The organism is Komagataeibacter saccharivorans (assembly GCF_003207825.1).
Taxonomy (GTDB): Bacteria; Pseudomonadota; Alphaproteobacteria; order Acetobacterales; family Acetobacteraceae; genus Komagataeibacter; species Komagataeibacter saccharivorans.
Genome location: NZ_NKTY01000063.1, coordinates 1 through 2680, shown reverse-complemented (window position 1 = coordinate 2680; position 2680 = coordinate 1). Strand labels below are relative to the sequence as shown.

Genomic DNA, 2680 nt, shown 5'->3' with positions numbered 1-2680 from the left:
CGCCTCCATGAACTCCTGCCCTGGCATTGGAAACCCATTGCTCAAGGCGAGAATAACGTCGCTGCCTGATCACGCCCGCGTCTCTCGCCGGATGGTTACGTCTCGTCCAATACGAAAGGCGGCTCCCGGAGACCGGAAGCCGCCCATGATATTCATCGACAGATCTCACTCGGCTGCGACCGCATCATGCCTATCGGTCATACGCGCCGCCCCTTCTTCCCTTTCAGTTCGCTCCGGCGCATGCGCCGTCCGCAGGGCCTCCGGTAGCCAGCCGGTGCCCTCAAGCAGCCTTTCGGCCGCCTGCGCCATGTCGGCCTTCTTCAGATGGGCAATGCGGTCGGCGGCCTCGTTACCCCGCGCTTCACGCACGGCTTCGAGGATGCGCGCCTTGGTGACGCAGCCGAGATAGTTCTCCACCGTCGGTTGCCAGCCCGCTTCGACCAGATCAAGCGTAAGCGCAGTGGCGAGGCGGTCGGCTCGCGTCAGCCGTTCCCTGACGCTGCGTGCCAGAGACGAGCCATAGGACGATTCATGCAGCGCGTTGATCCCGAAAGACAGGCAATGCGCCAGCATGGCCAGACGGCTGGTGTCGTCCAGCCCGTTGATCCAGTGCCACAACGCGTCCTCATTCTCCGGCAGATCGTGCTTCCAGACTTCGTTACGCTGGCGTAGCGAATGAGCCGGCAGGCTGCCCGGCATGTCGGGGGAATGAACCGGAAGGGAAATTTCCCGGACATAAGCCTCAAGGCAGTCGGCCCCCGGCGTCTGCCAGTAGATGTCTCGCACCAGTGTATGCAGGAATTCGGTCAGCGCGATGTGGGGATTGCTGGCAAACGCATCCCGCAGCGCCAGCGTGCGCCAGGCTGTCAGTTCGGTCAGCAGGCGGTCGGAAAGCGGCTTGAGTCCGTCTTCTTCGGGCTCCGTATCGAAGGTATCTTCCGTCCCAATTTCTTCGACGTCGTCACCCCTGCCTTGATGAACGACCGTGTCTTCATATCCCTCGGACCCATCGTGACCATCCTCGGATTCCGCCAGCACGTCTTCTGGCCGGACGAAACCCCGTTCGACCAGCAACGTGCCGTCGGTATCGAGACTGACAAAGACGCCGGCTCGCTGCATGTCCACCGGATCGAAGGACACAGGGCGTTCTTCCAGCGCCTCGATAGCCTGCTCGATCTCGCCCAGGCGGATATCGACCTCTTCGGGGAATTCATCGGCCTGCGCGTATTCTGCCTCGATCGTTTCCTGCTCGCTGTGCAGCGCGGTCAGACGCGCGGCATCTTCTTCCGAGAGCACCACCGGCACACCGTCGATCTCCGCTAAGTGCCGTGTGTGCCCCCAGGGGAAGGATAGCGCCGTCTCAACCCATTTCCAGCCTTCGGCACGGACCTGTTCGGCCGCCTCCTGCAGCTTTTCCATCACCAGCCGGTCGAGCAGGATCGGATCCTGCAGCCAGCCGCCGTCGTCTGCCTCGAACAGGTCACGCATGACGGCACCGCCGGCGGCAAGATAGACGTCCAGCCCGACAAAGCGCACCCGGCGATCCGATGCCCGCACGGTCTTCTCCGTCAGCATGCGGCGGATCAGATAGGGCTCGCGATTGTGGCTCTGGGCGATAATCTCCCAGACCTGTTCCTGACGGACATGGTCATCGCTGATGGAAAAGGCCATCAGCTGTTCCAGCCGCATCCCATCCTGCGCGTAGATCTCGAGCAGCTTGTCCGAAACGGTCATCAGCCGCAGACGCTGTTTGACCACGGCCGGCACGACGAAGAAAGCGGCGGCGATCTCTTCCTCGGACATGCCCTTCTCCAGCATGTCGCGAAAGGCCCGGAACTGGTCCAGCGGATGCAGGGCCACGCGCTGGACGTTCTCGGCCAGGGAATCATCCTCGGCGAGAATGGCCGATCCGGCCTCGCGCACGACGCAGGGCACTGGGGCGGTCTTCGCCAGTTTCTTCTGCTTCACCAGCAGTTCAAGGGCGCGGAAGCGGCGGCCGCCGGCCGGCACCTCATAGGTACCAGTCTCGGCTCCCTCGCCGTTCAGGACGGGACGGACGTTCAGGCTCTGGAGCAGCCCACGACGCTCGATGTCGCGGGCCAGTTCCTCGATCGACAGGCCGGCCTTCACACGCCGCACGTTGGACTGCGACAGCACCAGCTTGTTGAAGGGAATATCACGGGACGCATTGAGGGCGATTTTCTGGATGGCGCTCGCCATGGCGGGACACTCCGTGACGGACGGGCGGAAGCCTCTCTCCCACCCCTAATCCGTCACGAAAACCCCACTTCCCTCTTCCTCTCTCCCGGCCCCACGAGAGGTCAAACCGCATCCACGGAATGGCACGGACACGACTTTACGGAAGCTATATCTGCCTCAGTGCATCCGCGAGTCGATACGTTCCACGGCAACATGCGACTATTATAGTCGCGTCATCACCATCTTGTGATGATGCCGACCATGATAGCCGTGAATGTTCCTGACTATCCCAAAGCCCTCTCCGTACGGCACATCCCTTTGTTTCCGCGTATTTTTCTGTTCACGCATATCCGATCTGATAGCCACAGTGCCTTCAGAGCTAAGAGCCCTTTTGGAAATTCACGGATGAGCGGTTCGGCGTAGCATGAGGCTTCCCATGGCGATGTGGATCATGGCCTCTGCCACGTCGATACGCTGCTCG

Annotated in this window: 1 protein-coding gene; it reads right to left on the bottom strand. The window is 61.8% G+C overall.

Annotation, left to right across the window (positions count from 1 at the left end):
* Positions 1–165: 165 nt before the first annotated feature.
* On the bottom strand, positions 166–2220 hold the full coding sequence (locus CFR79_RS15195; protein WP_110548444.1) for a ParB/RepB/Spo0J family partition protein: 2055 nt from the start codon (positions 2218–2220) through the stop codon (positions 166–168).
* Positions 2221–2680: the final 460 nt, after the last annotated feature.

What these genes read in the sequence shown, in the direction of transcription:
- CFR79_RS15195 (WP_110548444.1), bottom strand. Translation starts at nt 2,220, where the DNA reads ATGGCGAGCGCCATCCAGAAAATCGCCCTCAATGCGTCCCGTGATATT.